We start from the raw sequence: 16,481 nt of genomic DNA, 5'->3' as shown, positions 1-16,481 counted from the left end.
TTGCGAGTAATCGCAAGGCAATTTAAACAGTTCCAAAGGGATATCAATTGCCAATTAAAAATCAGATAAATCAATAAGATGGTGACTTTTTGAGTCTGATCGAATTATCGTGGGTTGGCGCCGCAGTGAGGACTCACATGTTTCTTTTTTGTTTTCAAAGAAGATCGGTAAATTGTGAGTCCGATCTCATTCAGCTTGTCGTACCCGAGTGGTCTGTTGTCGGACTACCTTGCCCAGCAGTTGGCGGGAGGGCTTGAGATTGCCGCCAAGATCGGGCCAGGGGAGCCAGTGGTCGGGCACCATAAAGCCGGGCAGGGTGTTGCGGATCCAGGCTGCCAGCTCGGAGTAGGGAACCGGTTCGCCGTGCCAGTCGATAAAGGCGGCGGGGCGTTGCCCCCACTCGTCGCTCGGCACCGGCACCACCAGCGCCTGGGCGACAGCGGGGTGATCCACCAGTCGCTGCTCTATGGTTTCGGGCTGGATGTTTTCGCCACCCGAGATAAAGAGGTTATCGAGCCGCCCCTCTACAACCAGTTCCCCTGCGGCAGTGAACCTCCCCTTGTCGCGGGTATGAAACCAGCCTTCGTCATCGAGGGGCAGTTCCAGCTCGCCATCTCGGTAGTAACCGGCAAACAGGGTGGCGCCGCGCACGCAGATCTCCTGCTCCCTGATACACACTTCCCGTCCCGGTAGCGGTTTGCCAACTACGCCTGCATCGCCGGGGATAGCGGTACAGACCTGACTGCCCATCTCGGAGAGACCATAACTCACCTTGGGTTCGAGCCCCATGGCGCAGAGGCGCTTCACCAGCGGTTGCGGGATGGCGGCGCCCCCGAGCAGCAGCTCGCGCAGGCGGGTTCGTGCGGGGTCAAAACCCTCAGCCAGCAGGCGCCAGAGCTGGGTTGGCACCAACGAGAGATGAGTGATGGGCTGGCACTCCAGCCGCTCCTTGAGGGGGCGTTCACGTTGATCCAGCACCAACGTGGCACCCGCCAGAAAGACCCGAAACAGGATGGCGTAGCCGCCGACATGGAACAGCGGCAGGGAGAGCAGCCAGCCGGACCTCTCATCGAGGGGAATGAGGGTGGCAGAGCCGCGCGCCGAGGCAAGGTGGTTGCAGAGCCGATGCACCACCGCTTTCGGCGTACCGCTGGAGCCGGAGGTGAGGATCATGTTGTTGAGCTGGGTCGATTCTAGCGGCCATGTTTCCTCGCTTGCCGGCAGGTCGCGTGCGAAGTCGAGCTGCAAGGGTTGCCAGTTGCCTGCCGGTATCTCCCCTGCCGACCAGAAGGCGCTGGCATCGAGTTGCACCGCCAGCTCGCGCTGCTTTTCAAGGGGAAAGGCGGGATTGAGTGGACAGAAGATGATGCCGCTGCGCACGCAGGCCCAGGCCAGCAGCACATCTTCCAGCGACCCGCGCACCACCGCCGCCAGATGATCGCCACGGCGCACCCCAGCCTGTTCCAGCTGTTGGCACAGGCTGTTGAGGCGGGCATCGAGCTGGCGATAACTGAGGGGCGAGGCGGCGTGGATGGCAATGCGGTTCGGGGTGGTGATTGCCCGGTGGCGTACCGGGCAAGGCGTCTGTTCTGGTGAGCGTGAGGGGTCAATCACGGTAATACAGTTTCTCCAGTCGGCTCAGATCTGGTTTGCCATCTTCCCCCAGCAGATTGCCCGCCATCCAGCGGCGGGTATCGAGGCCTGGGGCCTGTTCCGGTGCCCATTCGCCCGCCAGATGGAACAGCTGGTTCAGGCCCAGATCCGATTCGAAGCAGGAGGAGATGATCACCTTGAGCCGCAGTTCGCGGGCGCGGGCGATCAGCGTTTCGCAGTTGGCCAGCGAACCGAGCAGGGTGGGTTTGAGCACCAGCGCACGTAGTTGCGGGATCGGCTCCCACGGCTTGCCCTGCGCCAGCAGCTCGTCCAGCGCCACCGGCATGCCGGTACGGTTGGCGACAAAGGCGATGTCGGCAAAGTCGGCGCAGGGGTCTTCCAGATACTCGATGCGATTAGGGTCGAGGTGGCCACAGAAGGTCCACGCCTCCTCGCGGGTCCAGCCCTGGTTAGCATCCAGCACCAGCTTGAGGGAGGGCACCCGATCGCACAGCAGGCGGATCAGCGCCAGCTCGTCACGCATCGGGTAGCGTGCCACCTTCAGCTTGGCCTTGCTGGGCGTGCGGTGCAGCCACTCTTTCCAGTTGCGCAGCAGCTCCTGGGGGGAGCCTTGAATGAGGGGATAGGGCTCCGGCAGCGGGTTGCGCTGCTCGGGCCATGTCCGGCGCGCGCAGTCGAGGCCAAATTGCACCGACGGCAGCACGGGGTTCGGGGTGTCGCCAGCAGCCAGGACCGCCAGCGCGGCAAGGGCTTCCGCCTCTGCCTGTTGCAGGCTCTCTTTCGAGAAGCCGGGCAGGGGGGCAATCTCCCCCCAGCCGTCGTTGATGCGCACCAACAGCCCCTCTCGCGCCACCTCCACCTTGCCGTGAAAGGTCAGTGGCTGGGTAAAAGGCAGTTGATAGCGATACAGGGCTAGTGTCATCAGGGATTCCGCTTGTATTTGGAGAAGTCGGGGCGACGCTTTTCGTTGAAGGCGTTGCGGCCTTCCTGACCCTCTTCGGTCATGTAGAACAGCATGGTGGCATTGCCTGCCAGCTCCTGCAAGCCCGCCTGACCATCACAGTCAGCGTTGAGGGCCGCTTTCAGGCAGCGCAGCGCCATCGGGCTGTTTTGCAGCATTTCGCGGCACCAGCGCACGGTTTCGCGCTCCAGATCCGCCAACGGCACGACGGTGTTGACCAGACCCATATCGAGGGCTTGCTGGGCATCGTACATGCGGCAGAGGAACCAGATTTCGCGGGCTTTCTTCTGGCCGACGATGCGGGCCATGTAGGAAGCCCCCCAACCGCCGTCGAAGGAGCCCACTTTCGGGCCGGTCTGGCCAAACTGGGCGTTGTCGGCGGCGATGGTCAGATCACACATCATGTGCAGCACGTGACCGCCACCGACCGCGTAACCGGCCACCATGGCAACGACCGGTTTCGGGCAGGTGCGGATGTCGCGCTGGAAGTCGAGCACGTTGAGGTGGTGAGTCCCCTCGTCATCACGGTATCCACCGTAGTCGCCACGGATCTTCTGGTCACCGCCGGCACAGAAGGCTTTTTCGCCAAAACCGGTCAGGATGATGGTGCCGATATGATCGTCATAACGGGCATCGGCCAGTGCCTGCAGCATCTCTTTGACGGTGCGGGGACGGAAGGCGTTGCGGACCTGGGGACGGTTGATGGTGATCTTGGCAATGCCATCGCCGGACTTGTGATAGAGGATGTCCTCGTAACCGGCGGAGCAATCCTGCCACTCAACAGGAGCGTACAGTTCCGCTTCGGTCATTGCTTCAATCATGGTTTTTTCCTTCTGATCTGGTCGAGCGCAGTTGAGCACCGAGTTGAGCAAAGAGTTGAGCACAGCGTTGAGCAATCCCGGCATGTTGAACAGGTGCGTACAGTTCAGCTTCCGTCATTGCTTCAATCATGACTCGTCTCTTCTTGTTGGTTGACCCACTCCGCGAGGAGTCGGGCAAAGGTTTCTGGCTGATGGGCGTGCAGGTTGTGGCCGCCCTCCAGCACCAAGTGGTTGATTTTGCGATGTTGACTCGCCAGCTGGCAAGCCAGCTGATGGAATTTGTGATCCCGCTTGCCACTCACCCAGGTGACCGGCAGCGGGCACCGCATGAGCCAGGGGGCGAGATCCGGCTGCTTGCCGAGCGAGGTGGCGCGCAGCATGGCTGCGATGGCCTTGCCATCATTGCCAAGGCGGCGGGCGATCTGGCGGGCGCGGGCCGCGTCGTCGAGATCGGCAAACACCCCTTGCCGATACCAGTCTGCCAGCACGTCAGCCAAGGGCTCACGCTCAAAGCGCTGCGCCCACAGTTCATCGTGCTGGATGCGTGCGGCCCGTTCACTGGCCGGTAGCCCCGGGTGGCAGTTCTCTAGCAGCAGCCCCTGCAGCCCGGCGGGTTCGCGGCTGGCGTGATAGAGCGCCAGTCGCCCCCCCAGCGAGTAGCCCGCCAGCAGATAGCGTTCAATATTGCGGCTGGCCAGCTCGGCAACCAGCCACTGGTGGCTCTGTTCAAAGTCGCTGACGTTGAGATTGTGATGCTGGCCGTGACCCGGCAGATCGAGGGCAATGCAGCGGATGGCGGGCAGCCGGTCGATCACCGGTTGCCAGTCGCCGCTATCCCCCAGCAGGCCGTGCAGCAGCACCAGCGGCACATTGGCATCTTTATTTGCCACGGATAGCGGCCCCCAGTGCCTTGAGATCATCGGCTACCTGCTCGCTCGGTACCCGGATCTCGATCAAGGTAACGCCATGTTTGAGGGCGGCGCGGTAATCGTGCTCGAACTCGGGCAGGGTGGTCGGTGCGCGATAAGCGAGGCCAAACATGGCGGCGGCATGTTCAAAGCTGAGGCCGTGGGGCAGTCGATAGTAGCTCTCCAGCAGCTCCCCTTCGGTGGGCACCGGCAACATACGGAAGATGCTGCCGCCATCGTTGTTGAGCAGGATCACCACCAGCGGTCGGCTCGCCTTGCTGAGCAGGGCGAGGCTATTGAGATCGTGCAGGGCGCTGAGATCGCCGAGCAGCAGAGTGGTGGGCTCATCGCTGCCCGGCTCGATCGATTGGGCAAACCCGTAGGCGGTGGCGATCAGGCCATCGATGCCGGAGGCGCCGCGGTTGGTCATCACCCGACTCGGCCCCTTGCCCGTTTCGCCGAGCATATCCATCAGTCGGGCAGGCATGCTGTTGCCGACAAACAGCTGTCCTTCGATCAGGTGATTGAGGCGATGGCAGATGCCGAGCTCCGAGAAGCGCTCGCAGGCAGCGGCGATCTGCTGGCTGGCATGGTGTTGCAGCTCGGCCAACTGGTGCCAGGGGGCCTGAACGGTGGTGACCGGATGGGCCGCAGCAAAGGTGCTGGCACTGCAGAGCAGCCGGTTGCGCAGCCGGTAGTCGGGGTCGAACCGCGCCGGTTGCGGATCCACCAGCCAGTAATCCTGCCATGGATGGTGCTTGATGAACTGGCTGAGCCGCTTGGAGATAAGCCGCGCGCCAAATTGCAGCAGCACCTCGGCGCGGCCCAGCTCGGCGACGAATTCAGGGTCGTTGAGCGCCAGATCCATGTGGATGAGGTTGCGGCTATCGAAGCGGATCTGGCTCTGCAGATCCGCCAGCAGCGGCCAGCCAAGTTGCTCCGCCAGCGCGGCGACCGCCTGTGCCTGTGCGGGATCCGTGATCCGTCCGGCCACAATCACCCCGCGCTTGTGCTGCCATTCGTTCCACTCGGGTTGCGGCGGGCAGTTCGGCTCGCTTTGCTGCCACGGGCTCCATGGCCTGTGGGAGCCGAGCCAGTTGCCGAGGGGGGCCAGATAGTCGGCGAAATCCTGATAGTGCTCGCCCGGGTAGAGGGGCTCGGGGTACATGCAGTTGAAGTGCACCACCCCGGGAGTGAGCGCCTGTTTGGCCAAGGCTTGATCCACCGAGCTCAGCACAAACGCCGCTGGAATGGTCGGAGTGGGGCTTGGTAGGTTCTGCTGATAGACGGGGTAGCGGCCGAAGATCCCCTGCTGGTCGATCGCCTGATTGGCGCCGTTGTCGATAAGCTCAGGAGGGCGATCAGCGGAGAGAATAATCAGCGGCACGCCGGTGAGCTGGGCCTCTGCCACGGCGGGCCAGAGGTTGGCCACCGCAGTACCCGAGGTCATGATCACCGCCACCGGCCGGTTGCTCCCCTTGGCCAGCCCCAGCGCCATAAAGCCGAGACCGCGCTCGTCAAAGTGCAGGTGACGGCGAAAGCCCTGATGGGCCGCGGCCGCCATGGTCAGCGGCGCGGAGCGGGAGCCGGGGGCCAGCGCGATGTCGCGCACCCCGAGGCGAAAGAGCTCCTCCAGCAAGAGGGAGGACCAGACGTGGTTGAAGGTGGCGTGCTGGCTCGAAAACGGGGGGCAGGCAAACTCTTCGCTGGCAGGCTCTTTACGGGTGGGCATAGGGGCTCTCGCGGGTTGAAAAGGGGTCATGGCTATCCCAGCAGGGAGAGCACATTGGCGATCTTGTTGTCGAGTTCGGCCCACTCGGCGACAGGCTCGGAACCGGCGACAATGCCGGCACCGGCAAACAGGGTGACGCTGCCCGGCTGAATGCGGGCGCTGCGAATGGCGACCGAAAACTCCGAGGTCTCCCGGCTCAACATGCCGCAGGCTCCGGCGTACCAGCCCCGCTCATAGGGCTCGAACTCGCGGATAAAGGCCAGCGCCGCTTCGCGCGGGGCGCCGCCCACCGCCGGAGTCGGGTGGAGGGCGTCGAGCAGTTGCCAGTCGCAGACGCCAGGCTTGAGCTCGGCTTCGATATCGCACTTGAGGTGTTGCAGCAGCCGTAGTTTGAGAATGCGCGGCTCGGTCAGGGTGGCATCGTGGGCCAGCGGTGCCAGCCTGCTCAGGATGTCGGCGTGCACCAGCCGGTTCTCCAGCCGGTTCTTGCTGTCGGCCAGCAGCTCTGCGGCCAGTTGGGCATCGACCTCCTCATCGCCGGAGCGGCGGATGGTGCCCGCCAGCGCCTCGGTAAAGAGGTGGCTCCCTTCCCGGCGGTAGAGCCGCTCGGGGGAACAGGCGATAAAGGCCTGCTCGGGGGAGAATTGAAAACCGAAGTGGAAGCAGTCCTGGGCGTGGCGGGCCCACTGGTCGAGCATGGCCCAGGGATTGATATCCGCATCATGGTTCGGACTGGTCAGCACGCTCTCCCGCGACAGCACCACCTTGGGAGTGTGGGTCTGAAAATCGGGGGCGGTGACGCGCTCTACCAGCGTCTGCCACTGGGCGGGGCCGGGGCAATCCTGTCGCTGCCAGGGCTGCTTTTGCAGGGCGGGCAGCGGGGCTTCCGGGTGCAGGGCATCGAGAGCGGTTTCGGCGGCCTGCAGTTCGGCCTCGAGATTGTCGTCATCCAGCCAGAGGTTGAGGCAGAGGCTGACGCACTCGCCACGGCGCACCAGCTCGATGCGGGGCAGCACGAAACGGCAGGGGCCAAACCCTTGCCAGCCGGATTGGGCCGGATCGAACGCCAGTCCGCCATAGTAGCGGGGGCTGTCGTCGTGATGCTGGCTGGCGTTGGCACACACCTGCTTGATGGCGTGCGGCTCGGTCAGTTCATGGATGGCGCCCAGCGCGACATACTCGGGACGATCCTCTCCACGGGCCTGCCAGTAGATGCGGGGATAGAGGGTTTGCGCCGCGAGCCAGCCCAGAAAGGAGCGGATCTCGATTGCCACTCGCAACCGCACGAAGCCGCTGACGTTGCTGTGACGCAGGGCGTCCAGTTGTTGCTTGATATGGGTCTGAGCCAACATGGATTCTTTTCTGAGCCGGGTAGTAACGAGCGATCCGGTAGCAGGATGCCGTAGGTTTATGCCAAAGGGCGATGATTTCCTATATATTATCTGCCCATTCGTCCATGTAAATCGCCCGAGGGAGCTTCACTCTCCGGGGCCAAGTATACCCAAATCCGGTTCGATAACCCTTAACACGATCAATATCCGATTGTTTGGCCATCACAATATGACAAATACCTTCTCTGTTTGGTTGCTGGCGGCGCGTTTGCGAACACTGCCGCTCGCCTGCTCTTCCATCCTGCTGGGCTCGGGGCTGGCTGCCAGTCGTGGTGCCTTTGATGGCACCATCATGGCGCTCTCGCTACTGACAGCCATCCTGCTGCAGATCCTCTCCAATCTGGCCAACGATTACGGCGATGCGGTCTCCGGCGCCGACAACGGCGAGCGGATCGGCCCGCAGCGGGCGGTGGTCTCCGGCCTTATCACCAAAAAACAGATGTGCGTGGCGATGGCGCTGACCGCGCTGGCGGCGGTGGCCAGTGGCCTGCTGTTACTCGGTTGCGCCTTCGGTGGCCAGTGGCTGCAGATCCTGGCATTTGTGGTGCTGGGTGGCGCGGCCATCGTTGCGGCAGTGACCTATACCGTGGGCAAGACCCCTTACGGCTATCGCGGGTTTGGCGATATCTCGGTGTTCCTGTTCTTCGGTCTGCTGGGGGTGCTCGGCTCCTACTACCTCTTCACCAAGAGTCTGGAGTGGGATCTGCTGCTGCCCGCCACCGCTTGTGGTTTGCTGGCGACCGCCGTGCTCAATATCAACAATGTGCGCGATATCGAGACCGACGCCGCCAGCGGCAAGATCACCCTGGCGGTACGTCTTGGCCGCAACCGCGCCATCGCCTATCACTGGGTATTGCTGGGGGCGGCGCTGCTGGCGACCATCGCCTTTATCCTGACCCAGCCCGCCAGTTTCTGGCCGTGGATCTTCCTGCCTGCCATGAAGCCGCTTAGCGATGCGGCCCGCACCTTGCGCGAGAGCTACGATGGCGAGGTGCTGACCGGCGCGCTCAAAAAGACCGCCATCAGCGCGTTTCTGTTCAGCCTGCTGCTCTCCATCGGGTTGGCGCTCTCCTGACGGGGGGCGCAAACGCCAAGGCGAACAATGAACAGGGCTCCCGAGATGGGAGCCCTTTTTCTTTTCAGCTGTGCCGTCGGGTTTAGCTGGCGCGCGCCACCTTGAGGGGGCGACGAGAGAAAATCAGGGTATCCAGCAGCCAGATGACAACCATGGAGGCGCCGACCAGCGGGAAGGCGATCCCCAGCAGGATCAGCAGGGCGATGGCACCGCGCATCGGCGGGAGTTTGGCGGGCAGCGGCGGCGCGGCGAGACGGCCCTGCGGGCGGCGGCACCACCAGATCCACAAGCCGCTTACGGCGCTGATCAGCACCATCAGGCAGATGATCAGCATGGCGAGTTGATGGGGCCAGCCGTAGAGCTTGCCCATGTGCAGCATGACGCCGCTCTCTACCGTCTTGGCGACCGGGCCGTAATCCTGCCAGCGCACATCGGCCAGCACCTTGCCGCTGTATTGATCGATATGCAGGGTGGCGTCGTTGCGTGGATCGTCGGCAAACAGGGCGATGGTGTAGACGCCGCTCTCACCGACCGGTGGTGTGATGCTATAACCCGGTTTGACGCCCCGTTCACTGGCTGTCTCGACCACCTGTTGCAGCGCAATGCGCTGGCTTGCCATCACCATACCCTCATGCTCGCCGTGGTTCATGGCACCATGATCGTGCGCCTCATCGACCGGCTGCGAGCTGGGCATCGGGGTGTTCTCCACCGCCCAGGGGACGGTCTGCTCGTGGGCTTGATTCAGGCTGCGGGCCAGTGGCGCCGATTTGGGCACCTCGTTCCACATGGCTGCGGGGAAGCGGTTCCAGACTGCGGCAAACTGATCGCCCCAGAAACCGGTCCAGGTCATGCCGCTCAGCAGCAACAGCAGCAGGAAACCGGCGCCCCAAAAGCCAACCACGGCGTGCAGATCCCGCCACCAGAGGCGTCCGCGCTGGCTTACTCTGGGCCAGAGGATGCCGCTCACCCCGGGCCCCTTGCGTGGCCACCAGAGGTAGAGACCGCTTAGCAGTAACACCAGTCCCCAGCCTGCAGCCAGCTCGATCAGCCGATCTCCGGTGGTGCCGAGCAGCAGGTCGGCGTGCAGGGAGCGGGCCACCGCCTGCAGATTCCACTTGTTGTCCATGGTGCCGAGCAGGGCGCCGCTGGCAGGATCGAGGAACAGGGTCAGCTCCTGTTCGCCCCGATTGACGATGAACTGGGCGCTCTGGTCGGGAGCGGCAGGCGGCAGATATTTACGCAGGCTGGCATCGGGCATGGTCATCATCGCCTTGGCCAGCAGCTGGTCGGCACTCAGCGTCTGGCTGGCGGGGGCGACCTTCATCAGATCGGGGTATATCAGGTTGTCGAGCTGGGGTTTGAACAGATAGACGATCCCGGTCAGTGACAGCAGGATCAGGAAAGGAGCGACAAAGAGACCGGCGTAGAAGTGCCAGCGCCAGATCCGTTGGTAATGACTCGAGTCCCTGTTTTTCATTGCACATCCTTGTTGGGGGGGTAAACCTTTCGGCTGGTGGAATGTTTGTGGCGGCGCGGATAATAGCAGTAACGTTTCGTTAACTGCAATCACACATCTCGAGGTCGGTTCAGTACGGGATGGCGGTGATATGGTGTGCTGACAGGGCGATGGCGGTTTGCCGGATGGGATGAGCACACTTTGTGGGAAGCCTGTTTGATGCTGGACTTTTCTTTATAAATTATTACCTTGTGATAACAATCTGCAGGCGGTGGTGGTAACGGAATGGGAGCAGTCATGCAGCCACATGGGCAATTCGACATGGAGCGCAGGGGCCAGATGCTGATCTGCCGCCCGCGTGGCCCCTTCAATCTGGCAGGGGCCATGGCCTATGAAGCGGGCTTTCGCCACGAGCTGGCCGGACTGGTGGATCGCCCGTGGGGGATTGTCGAGGTCGCGACCGAGTTCGAAGCGGCCGGGCCCGAGGTGCTGGCCCGTTTTCGTCGCCAGTTTGGCTGGTGTGCCGAGAGTGGCTGTCAGTTTCTGGCGGTGGTCTTCGTGGGGGGCTTCAAGCGCTATCTGGCGGATAACATCTTCAAGGATCTGCCGTTTCGGGCGGTGCGTTACTTCGAGCAGGAGGCGGCCGCTATCCAGTGGCTGGGGGAGCAGCTCACAGCTACTCCCTGCGAACCAGCGGGTGCTTGACCACCCCGCATCCTGCCTGGCCCAAGTTCACTCCAGCTTGATAAACCACTTGTCCCGCTCGTCAACGCAGTCGGGTTCACCCATTTCGAATTCACGGCAGATCAGCGGTCGTACTTCATAAATGCGGCACATCATGGTGTTGCGGTCGAGCGCCGCACACCAGCCATCTTCCAGTCGGTGCATCACGGGCACCTGTCCCTCTATCTCGTCCACGTAGCGATCCGGTACGCCGGTATCGGTAAACAGCATCACTTCGAGGCGGCAGCAGCAGGCTTCGCAGTTCTGGCAGCTGACTTCGGCTTGGGGTTCTCTGTTCATCTGTGTTGTCCATGCCATCGGAATGGCACATTTTCGATAAAAAACAGGCGCCTGCAAAGGCGCCCGTGCTGTGGTTCATGACAAGTCGGGCAGAGATGCTGCCCGCCATCGCCCTTAGCCCAGTTTGCGGGCGCGGTAGCTGCGCCCCTTGATCTTGCCTTCCTGCAACCGCTTGAGGGCGGCGCTCGCCACGCTGCGCTTCACGGCGACGTAGGAGTACTGCTCGGAGATCTGGATCTTGCCGACGTCGGCACCGGCAATGCCGCCTTCGCCAGTCAGCGCACCCAGAATGTCACCGGCCCGCACCTTGGTCTTGCGACCCGCATCGATGGAGAGGGTCACCATCTGCGGAGCGATCGGCTTGATGTCGCGGCCGATGCTGTCGAGATCACCCAGCGGCATCGGAGCCTGCTGGTACTCTTCGATGAAGTTGACGCGCTGGGCTTCGTTCGGTTGATAGAGGCTCAGAGCCAGACCCTGCTGGCCGGCACGACCGGTACGGCCGATGCGATGCACGTGCACTTCCGGATCATAGGTCAGCTCGTAGTTGATGACGGCGCCCAGCTCCTTAATGTCGAGACCACGGGCCGCCACATCGGTGGCCACCAGAATGGTGGCGCTGCCGTTGGCAAAGCGCACCAGCACCTGATCCCGCTCGCGCTGTTCCAGATCGCCGTTCAGCGCCAGCGCCGAGAAGCCCTTGGCAGCCAGATGGTCGGCCACGTCGTTACAGGCGCGCTTGGTGTTGCAGAACACCACGCAGGAGCTCGGCTGGTAGTGGCTCAGCAGCCAAGTGAGGGCATCGAGGCGCTGACCAAAGGGGACTTCATAGAGCTTCTGTTCGATGGCGCTCCCCTCGTGCAGGGACTCCACGCTCACCTCGACCGGATTGCGCTGCACGCCGCGGCTCATCTGTGCGATCCCTTCCGGATAGGTGGCGGAGAACAGCAGGGTCTGGCGGCGCTCGGGGGCATAGCTGATGACCCGGTTGATGTCTTCGCCAAAGCCCATGTCCAGCATGCGATCAGCTTCGTCCAGCACCAGCGTTTCCAGGCTCGAGAGCTCCAGCGTACCCTGCTCCAGATGCTTGAGGATGCGACCCGGGGTGCCGACGGCGATGTGGGCGCCAAAGCTCAGGGTGGCGGATTGCGGTGCAGTCGGGGTGCCGCCGCACAGGGTGACCAGCTTGACGTTGGGCAGGGCGCGCGCCAGACGACGGATCTCCTGAGCCACCTGATCCGCCAGTTCGCGGGTCGGACAGAGTACCAGCGCCTGTACGTCGACACGGTTGACGTTGAGGCGGGAGAGCAGGCCGAGGGCGAAAGCAGCGGTCTTGCCGCTACCGGTTTTTGCCTTGGCGATCAGGTCTTTGCCTTCGAGTACCAGGGGCAGGCTCTGGGCCTGGATCGGGGTCATCTGCAGGTAACCCAGGCTGGTGAGGTTTTCTTGCAGGGCGGGGGAGAGATTGAGGCTGCTAAATTCGCTGTTGTTCACAAAAGGACTCTATTTCGGAGAAAACGGGGATGCGCCGTGCGCAAGGGCGCGCATTGTATCAGAAAGCGCTGCCGGATGTGGCGGATTTTTGAACGGTTGGCCACGAGGATGCGTGCCGGGTTCATTTGTTGCCAAACCGATCACGGGCAATCACTGACAATGTAACAAGGACTATTTTTCAAACACTCATCTAATTATTTATCGCGGATAAACGTTTTCCAATTTCGGTATTTCAATATAATGGCTGAAAAATATTCCACGAGCAGAGACTACGCCGCAATGAATGTTGCGAAAATGCTGCTCGAATATTTTCAAAAAACATGAAAACGGCGACTTAATTGCCCAACATGATGTTTTAAAAGGATTTATGTTATCTATGTTGTGCGATTAATATCAGTTCATTGCGTAATTAATTTAAAAACGTTTGTATTATCCTGCATGCATATTATTGGGCGGGATTGTGATGGCTATCTGATTTTTAAATGTGCAAATGTCTATGATGGCGCCGGTCAAAAATTACAATTCACTCAGGTGCTACAGGTATGGAATACGTTCACTTTGTGCTCGGACTGGTGATGGTCCTCGCTCTTGCTTTGCTGGCTAACCGCCACAACTGGAAACAGATCAAACTGCGTTATATCGGCCAACTGCTGGTGGTCGAACTGGCGCTGGCCTGGTTCATGCTGAACTCCGAAGTGGGTCTGGCGGTGGTGGGTGGCTTCGCGGCCGGCTTCACCAAGTTGATGGAGTTTGCCAAACAGGGTACCGACTTCGTGTTCGGTGGCCTGGTTAACGAAGGGGCCTTCTCCTTCTTCCTGATGGTGCTCATGCCCATCGTCTTCATCTCCGTGCTGATCGGTATTCTGCAGTACATCCGCCTGCTGCCGCTGGTGATCCGCGGTATCGGTACCGTGCTGGCCAAGATCAACGGCATGGGTAAGCTGGAGTCTTTCAACGCCATCAGCTCGATGATCGTCGGTCAGTCCGAGAACTTCATCGCCCTCAAGAACATCCTGCCGCACCTGAACGAGAAGCAGATGTACACCCTGGCGGCGACGGCGATGTCTACCGTCTCCATGTCCATTGTCGGTGCCTACATGCAGCTGATCGAGCCGCGCTACGTGGTTGCCGCGCTGGTGCTCAACATGTTCAGCACCTTCATCGTGCTCTCTCTGATCAACCCGTACGAGCCGGATAACTCCGTGACCGACATCAAGGCCATTGCCGAAGGTGACGAGCACCATACGCCGAAGAAAGAGAACTTCTTCGAGATGCTGGGCGAGTACATCATGGCCGGTTTCACGGTTGCCGTTATCGTTGGTGCCATGCTGGTCGGCTTCATCGCCCTGATTGCCCTGGTCAACTACCTGTTCGAGATGGCATTTGGCGTGAACTTCCAGTTCGTCATGGGCTACCTGTTCTACCCGATCGCCTGGATCCTGGGTATCCCGAGTGGTGAAGCGCTGCAAGCGGGCTCCATCATGGCGACCAAGCTGGTGACCAACGAGTTTGTGGCGATGATGGATCTGGGCAAAGTGGCTGCCGAGCTCTCTCCGCGTACCGTCGGCATCCTCTCTATCTTCATGGTCTCTTTCGCCAACTTCAGCTCTATCGGCATCATCGCCGGTGCGGTAAAAGCGTTGAACGAAGAGAAGGGCAACATGGTTTCCCGCTTCGGTCTGAAGCTGGTCTACGGTTCTACCCTGGTCAGCCTGCTCTCTGCGGTTATCGCAGGCATCATGATCTGATCCTCTAGTGGTTCGCGCCACTGCTTGGGCCCCTGACTTTGTCAGGGGCTTTTTTGTTTCTGGCTCACAGCCGCCAGCCGCACCACCAGCCAGCAACCAGCAGGGTGAGGGTACAAAAGCCGGTTTCGAGGGCGCCACCACTGCGCAGCGGCCAGCCCGGCAGCCGGAAGCGGCGCTTGATGGGCCAGAAGAGCGGAATGCCCGCCGGGGTGAGCCAATCCCCCAGCAGATGGCTGAGGTAGCCGACGATCAGGGCATCCTTGACCCCCACGGGCAGGGTGCCAGGCGGCAGGCTTTGGTTCAGCCCCCAGACGGCGGCGACGACCGCCAGCAGGCTGTGGGTGAAACCGCGATGGCCAAACAGCCGCGACAGGGGTTTCGAGATCCACGGCAGGCGCTGCCCCAGCACCGATTTGGGGTGGTCGAGGTCGGGCAACAGGGCGCTGGCCAGCGCGGCAGGGATGGTCTGCCACAGGCTGGCATCGGCCAGCGCCGGAGTGAGCTGCAGTTTGTGGGCGATCAGAGTGCAGGTAACGGAGAAGAGCAGGTGCCCTTGGGCGGTCATGATGATTACGGCGTGGACAAGATGGCGGCGCATCTTACCAGCCTGATGGTTGTGGTCAGCAGTTATTTTAAAAATCAGGATGTTACGGCGAAAAAGCGCCCAAACAGGGCGCCTTTAGGGTCTCTTTACAGCTTGCCTTTGACCAGCCACTTGTCGAGGGCGTTGGCGAAGCGCTGTTTGTCGGCGGCATTGAAGGGGGCCGGGCCGCCGGTCTGCACACCGGCCGAGCGCAGCTCCTCCATAAAGTTGCGCATGCCGAGCCGCGCCTTGATGGTCTCGCGGGTGTAGATCTCGCCGCGGGGATTGAGCGCCTCGCCACCGGCATCGATGACCCAGGAGGCGAGGGGAATATCGCCGGTGATCACCAGATCGCCGGGCTGAACCTGCTGGGCGATGACATGATCTGCCACATCGAAACCCTTCTCCACCTGCTGGGTTTTGATGAAGGGGGAGGGGGGCACCCGCAATCCCTGATTGGCCACCAGGGTGGTGACGACCTGGGCGCGGTGGGCGGCGCGGTAGAGGATCTCCTTGACCGGAATGGGGCAGGCATCGGCATCAACCCAGATGGGCATGGCATGGTTTCCTGTAGTGAAAGCGGATGGAACACGGGAGCGGGCATCTTAACACAGGCCTCCCCTTGCCGGTGCGGGGCTGAGTCTGCCCCGCCTTTCGTGTAAGCTGGGGCCAGCACATGCAACGAGAAGGAGACGAGATGGATCGGGTGCCCGGTGAAGTGATTTATGCCCTGACCCTGGATGGCAAGGGTGGCATGGCGCCGCTGACGGCGGGAAGCGAGATCCCGGGGGATCGCCCCGGCTGGCTGCATCTGGATTACGGCCATCCCGATTCGGCGCGCTGGTTGCTGCAAACCCCGCTGCTGGGAGAGGCAGCCAAGGAGTCGCTGCTCGGCCAGAGCAATCGTCCCAAGCTGGTGCGGATGGGGGAGACGGTGCTGCTGATCCTGCGTGGCATCAACCACAACAAGGATCACCGGCCCGAGGAGATGGTGGCGCTGCGCATCTTCATCACCCCGGATCTCATCATCAGCAGCCGTCGTCGCCCGCTGCTCTCCGAGCAGGATGTGTTCAACCAGCTCAAGCTGGGGGGTGGTGCAGATACCCCGGCCGACTGGCTGGTGGAGATCTGCGATGCCCTGACCGATCGGGCGGGGGAGTTTGTTGAAGAGCTGCACGACAAGATCCTCGATCTGGAGGAGATGGTGCTGATGCGCGACCTGCCCGCCAATGGCCGCCTGGCGCTGATCCGCAAGCAGCTCATCATGATCCGCCGCTATCTCTCCCCCCAGCGGGATCTGGTGGCGCGCCTCGCCAACGAGAAGATCAGCTGGCTGGATGAGGATGACCGCCGCCGTCTGCTCGATATCGCCGACCGGCTGCGGCGCTGGCTCGATGACCTCGATGCCGGGGTGGCGCGCACTGCGGTGCTGGCGGACGAGATCAACAATCTGATGGCGGAGGCGACCAACCGCCGCGCCTACCAGATGTCGGTGATGGCGCTGCTGTTTTTGCCCGCCAGCTTCCTGACCGGTCTGTTTGGCATCAACCTGGGGGGGATTCCGGGGGCCGAGAGCCCGACCGCCTTCTGGGTCTTCTGTGGCTCCCTGGTGGCGCTGGCCAGCGGGCTGGCCATCTGGCTCAAGCACCGGCGCTGGTGGTAGGGAGGCATAACC

Annotated in this window: 16 protein-coding genes; 4 read left to right on the top strand and 12 right to left on the bottom strand. The window is 61.9% G+C overall.

What is annotated here, in order from left to right; all coding sequences use genetic code 11:
- Positions 1-186: 186 nt before the first annotated feature.
- The 7 genes from menE to OKC27_RS05975 are packed head-to-tail and all read right to left on the bottom strand — an operon-like array spanning position 187 to position 7,388.
- Complete coding sequence (gene menE, locus OKC27_RS06005) at positions 187-1,614, bottom strand: o-succinylbenzoate--CoA ligase (RefSeq protein WP_270693365.1); 1,428 nt, start codon at positions 1,612-1,614, stop codon at positions 187-189.
- Entirely contained in the window at positions 1,607-2,536 is a 930-nt protein-coding gene (gene menC / locus OKC27_RS06000; protein ID WP_270693364.1) for an o-succinylbenzoate synthase, read from the bottom strand. Before menC ends, menE begins: the two co-directional genes overlap by 8 nt.
- Entirely contained in the window at positions 2,536-3,396 is an 861-nt protein-coding gene (menB, locus tag OKC27_RS05995; RefSeq protein WP_042656614.1) for a 1,4-dihydroxy-2-naphthoyl-CoA synthase, read from the bottom strand. The genes menC and menB overlap by 1 nt, the downstream gene beginning before the upstream one ends.
- The gene (locus OKC27_RS05990) at positions 3,389-3,526 is read right to left on the bottom strand and encodes a hypothetical protein (RefSeq protein ID WP_156135269.1); all 138 of its coding nucleotides are present in this window, start codon (positions 3,524-3,526) and stop codon (positions 3,389-3,391) included. The genes menB and OKC27_RS05990 overlap by 8 nt, the downstream gene beginning before the upstream one ends.
- Positions 3,519-4,316, bottom strand: coding sequence for a 2-succinyl-6-hydroxy-2,4-cyclohexadiene-1-carboxylate synthase (gene menH, locus OKC27_RS05985; RefSeq protein ID WP_270693363.1), 798 nt, complete (start codon positions 4,314-4,316; stop codon positions 3,519-3,521). The genes OKC27_RS05990 and menH overlap by 8 nt, the downstream gene beginning before the upstream one ends.
- Positions 4,276-6,036 carry a 2-succinyl-5-enolpyruvyl-6-hydroxy-3-cyclohexene-1-carboxylic-acid synthase gene (gene menD, locus OKC27_RS05980; protein ID WP_270693362.1) on the bottom strand — a complete coding sequence of 587 codons (1,761 nt, stop codon included), beginning with the start codon at positions 6,034-6,036 and terminating at the stop codon, positions 4,276-4,278. Before menD ends, menH begins: the two co-directional genes overlap by 41 nt.
- Positions 6,037-6,068: 32 nt before the next feature.
- Complete coding sequence (locus tag OKC27_RS05975) at positions 6,069-7,388, bottom strand: isochorismate synthase (protein WP_270693361.1); 1,320 nt, start codon at positions 7,386-7,388, stop codon at positions 6,069-6,071.
- Positions 7,389-7,596: 208 nt separating this feature from the next.
- On the opposite strand from OKC27_RS05975, the gene OKC27_RS05970 reads away from it, so the two are divergent.
- Positions 7,597-8,502: a 1,4-dihydroxy-2-naphthoate polyprenyltransferase gene (locus OKC27_RS05970; RefSeq protein WP_058053172.1), complete on the top strand. Its 906-nt coding sequence runs from the start codon at positions 7,597-7,599 to the stop codon at positions 8,500-8,502.
- A gap of 82 nt (positions 8,503-8,584) precedes the next feature.
- Here OKC27_RS05970 and OKC27_RS05965 read toward each other — a convergent pair whose 3' ends face one another.
- Entirely contained in the window at positions 8,585-9,979 is a 1,395-nt protein-coding gene (locus OKC27_RS05965) for a PepSY-associated TM helix domain-containing protein (protein WP_270693360.1), read from the bottom strand.
- A gap of 276 nt (positions 9,980-10,255) precedes the next feature.
- On the opposite strand from OKC27_RS05965, the gene OKC27_RS05960 reads away from it, so the two are divergent.
- Complete coding sequence (locus OKC27_RS05960) at positions 10,256-10,663, top strand: hypothetical protein (protein WP_270693359.1); 408 nt, start codon at positions 10,256-10,258, stop codon at positions 10,661-10,663.
- 27 nt (positions 10,664-10,690) lie between these two features.
- On the opposite strand, the gene OKC27_RS05955 is transcribed toward OKC27_RS05960, so the two are convergent.
- Together OKC27_RS05955 and dbpA are read right to left on the bottom strand one after the other, a co-directional pair.
- Complete coding sequence (locus OKC27_RS05955; RefSeq protein ID WP_042057550.1) at positions 10,691-10,981, bottom strand: YkgJ family cysteine cluster protein; 291 nt, start codon at positions 10,979-10,981, stop codon at positions 10,691-10,693.
- A gap of 114 nt (positions 10,982-11,095) precedes the next feature.
- Positions 11,096-12,475, bottom strand: a complete 1,380-nt coding sequence (gene dbpA / locus OKC27_RS05950) for an ATP-dependent RNA helicase DbpA (RefSeq protein WP_042057548.1) — start codon at positions 12,473-12,475, stop codon at positions 11,096-11,098.
- A 542-nt stretch (positions 12,476-13,017) separates the two neighbouring features.
- On the opposite strand from dbpA, the gene OKC27_RS05945 reads away from it, so the two are divergent.
- Complete coding sequence (locus tag OKC27_RS05945; protein WP_058053158.1) at positions 13,018-14,223, top strand: NupC/NupG family nucleoside CNT transporter; 1,206 nt, start codon at positions 13,018-13,020, stop codon at positions 14,221-14,223.
- Positions 14,224-14,287: 64 nt separating this feature from the next.
- Here the strand turns inward: OKC27_RS05945 and OKC27_RS05940 are convergent, their stop codons facing one another.
- Positions 14,288-14,788: a metal-dependent hydrolase gene (locus tag OKC27_RS05940; RefSeq protein ID WP_270693371.1), complete on the bottom strand. Its 501-nt coding sequence runs from the start codon at positions 14,786-14,788 to the stop codon at positions 14,288-14,290.
- 125 nt (positions 14,789-14,913) lie between these two features.
- Positions 14,914-15,363, bottom strand: coding sequence for a YaiI/YqxD family protein (locus OKC27_RS05935; protein WP_005335916.1), 450 nt, complete (start codon positions 15,361-15,363; stop codon positions 14,914-14,916).
- Positions 15,364-15,503: 140 nt separating this feature from the next.
- Here OKC27_RS05935 and zntB point away from each other — a divergent pair, with 140 nt between their 5' ends.
- A complete protein-coding gene (gene zntB, locus OKC27_RS05930; protein ID WP_058053159.1) occupies positions 15,504-16,469 on the top strand; it encodes a zinc transporter ZntB in 966 nt (321 codons plus the stop codon).
- Positions 16,470-16,481 lie beyond the last annotated feature (12 nt).

The sequence above is a fragment of the Aeromonas sp. QDB62 genome (assembly GCF_027705695.1).
GTDB classification, from domain to species: Bacteria; Pseudomonadota; Gammaproteobacteria; order Enterobacterales; family Aeromonadaceae; genus Aeromonas; species Aeromonas allosaccharophila.
This window is presented reverse-complemented; position numbering and strand designations above follow the sequence as displayed.

Excerpts from the sequence above, each read along its gene's own strand:
- menC (WP_270693364.1), bottom strand. The coding sequence starts at position 2,536 with ATGACACTAGCCCTGTATCGCTATCAACTGCCTTTTACCCAGCCACTG.
- menB (WP_042656614.1), bottom strand. The coding sequence starts at position 3,396 with ATGATTGAAGCAATGACCGAAGCGGAACTGTACGCTCCTGTTGAGTGG.
- OKC27_RS05990 (WP_156135269.1), bottom strand. The coding sequence starts at position 3,526 with ATGATTGAAGCAATGACGGAAGCTGAACTGTACGCACCTGTTCAACAT.
- menH (WP_270693363.1), bottom strand. The coding sequence starts at position 4,316 with ATGATCTCAAGGCACTGGGGGCCGCTATCCGTGGCAAATAAAGATGCC.
- menD (WP_270693362.1), bottom strand. The coding sequence starts at position 6,036 with ATGCCCACCCGTAAAGAGCCTGCCAGCGAAGAGTTTGCCTGCCCCCCG.
- OKC27_RS05975 (WP_270693361.1), bottom strand. The coding sequence starts at position 7,388 with ATGTTGGCTCAGACCCATATCAAGCAACAACTGGACGCCCTGCGTCAC.
- OKC27_RS05970 (WP_058053172.1), top strand. The coding sequence starts at position 7,597 with ATGACAAATACCTTCTCTGTTTGGTTGCTGGCGGCGCGTTTGCGAACA.
- OKC27_RS05965 (WP_270693360.1), bottom strand. The coding sequence starts at position 9,979 with ATGAAAAACAGGGACTCGAGTCATTACCAACGGATCTGGCGCTGGCAC.
- OKC27_RS05960 (WP_270693359.1), top strand. The coding sequence starts at position 10,256 with ATGCAGCCACATGGGCAATTCGACATGGAGCGCAGGGGCCAGATGCTG.
- OKC27_RS05955 (WP_042057550.1), bottom strand. The coding sequence starts at position 10,981 with ATGAACAGAGAACCCCAAGCCGAAGTCAGCTGCCAGAACTGCGAAGCC.
- OKC27_RS05945 (WP_058053158.1), top strand. The coding sequence starts at position 13,018 with ATGGAATACGTTCACTTTGTGCTCGGACTGGTGATGGTCCTCGCTCTT.
- OKC27_RS05940 (WP_270693371.1), bottom strand. The coding sequence starts at position 14,788 with ATGACCGCCCAAGGGCACCTGCTCTTCTCCGTTACCTGCACTCTGATC.
- OKC27_RS05935 (WP_005335916.1), bottom strand. The coding sequence starts at position 15,363 with ATGCCCATCTGGGTTGATGCCGATGCCTGCCCCATTCCGGTCAAGGAG.
- zntB (WP_058053159.1), top strand. The coding sequence starts at position 15,504 with ATGGATCGGGTGCCCGGTGAAGTGATTTATGCCCTGACCCTGGATGGC.